A 1591-nucleotide genomic window follows, 5' to 3' on the forward strand; every position below is an offset into this window, starting at 1 on the left:
AACCGATAAGGAGCGATCTAGGGTAAAACTGGTGACTGGGGCTAAGTCGTAACAAGGTAGCCGTACCGGAAGGTGCGGCTGGAACACCTCCTTTCTGGAGAACGGCCATCACCCTGTCCGTACAGGGACGGCAATATTCACTGGGGGAAAGCCTTACAGACCAAAGGGCGAGACAGGAAACTTGAAGGAAGCTCCTGTCGCGATTTATCCGTTCCTGAAAGAAGAAAGAGGGACGGGGTATCAAGGAAAACGATACTGCGGAGGAAAAAAGAAAAACGATGTATGAAACATACAGCTCTCGTAAGACAGCTCCCGCAAGAGAGAATCTTGGATAAGAAGCATCTCAGGAAAAAATGGGATCAGACAGACCGTTTTTTTAGAGGGAATGCCGAAGAAGGGGAGAAGGAACGGGAAAGGAGACATGTCCCGGTAAAGGGAATACCTTCCGAGGGGGAGATGCCGACAAACAAACCAGCCAGTCCTATAGCTCAGTTGGTTAGAGCGCTACACTGATAATGTAGAGGTCGGCAGTTCAACTCTGCCTGGGACTACGAAAAATGATGTGTTGATAAAAAATCAGTAAATCGGAATCGGGGATCAGCTCAGCCGGATAGAGAGCATTCCGATTATGTCGGAAGGGTCAACGGGGCAAGCGAAACGACTCCGGGAAAATAAAAACGGGGGATTAGCTCAGCTGGCTAGAGCATTCCGATTACGTCGGAAGGGTCAACGGGGCAAGTGAAACGACTCCGGGAAAATAAAAACGGGGGATTAGCTCAGCTGGCTAGAGCATCTGCTTTGCAAGCAGAGGGTCAACGGTTCGAATCCGTTATTCTCCACCCGCAAAAGCAAGAAAAAACAGGTTGATTTGGAAGGAGAAAGGGCAGGACAGGAGAGTCCTGTGAGAGAAGAGAGCGAAACACGAAGAGAGAGAAAAAAAGGGAAAAAGTTTGAAAGCCGGACGGCGGCAAAAGAAACGGTTCGAATCCGTATCAGACGACAAGCCGGAAGGACGTACTGCAGGAAGTATCGTGCAGGAAGAACGGAAGGAAAAAGATCTTTGACATGATGTAGTAAAAAAAGTAAAACAAAGAGCAAGAAAGTAAAAGTAGAAACGCTAGTATTTATCAAGCCCGGCTACACGCAAGTGTAGAATCCGGACGGCGAAAGAAAGTGAATAAGGGCACATGGAGGATGCCTAGGCTCTGGGAGGCGAAGAAGGACGTGATAAGCTGCGAAAAGCTGCGGGGATTGGCAAATACGAAACGATCCGCAGGTATCCGAATGGGGCAACCCGTTATGAGAAGATCATAACATCCCGCGAAGCGGGAGGCAAACGTGGGGAACTGAAACATCTAAGTACCCATAGGAGAAGAAAACAAAAGTGATTCCGCAAGTAGTGGCGAGCGAACGCGGAGAAGCCCAAACCGTCGATGTTTCGGCAACGGCGGGGTTGAAGGACTGAAACAAAGGCAAGAAAGCTGAGAAGTGGAACGATTTGGAAAAATCGATCGAAGAGGGTGACAATCCCGTACACGAATCGAAGCGGAAGCCGATCAGTATCCTGAGTAGCGCGGGACACGAGAAATCC

General features: G+C 49.2%; 2 tRNA genes and 2 rRNA genes. All 4 read left to right on the top strand.

What is annotated here, in order from left to right:
• Positions 1-94 (top strand): 16S ribosomal RNA (locus EJN84_RS12160); the annotation flags it as partial.
• Positions 95-477: 383 nt separating this feature from the next.
• Positions 478-551: transfer RNA gene (locus EJN84_RS12165), tRNA-Ile, on the top strand.
• Positions 552-765: 214 nt separating this feature from the next.
• A tRNA-Ala gene (locus tag EJN84_RS12170) sits at positions 766-839 on the top strand.
• 328 nt (positions 840-1167) lie between these two features.
• Positions 1168-1591, top strand: a 23S ribosomal RNA gene (locus tag EJN84_RS12175); the annotation flags it as partial.

This window comes from Seramator thermalis (genome assembly GCF_004138125.1).
GTDB classification, from domain to species: domain Bacteria; phylum Bacteroidota; class Bacteroidia; order Bacteroidales; family Dysgonomonadaceae; genus Seramator; species Seramator thermalis.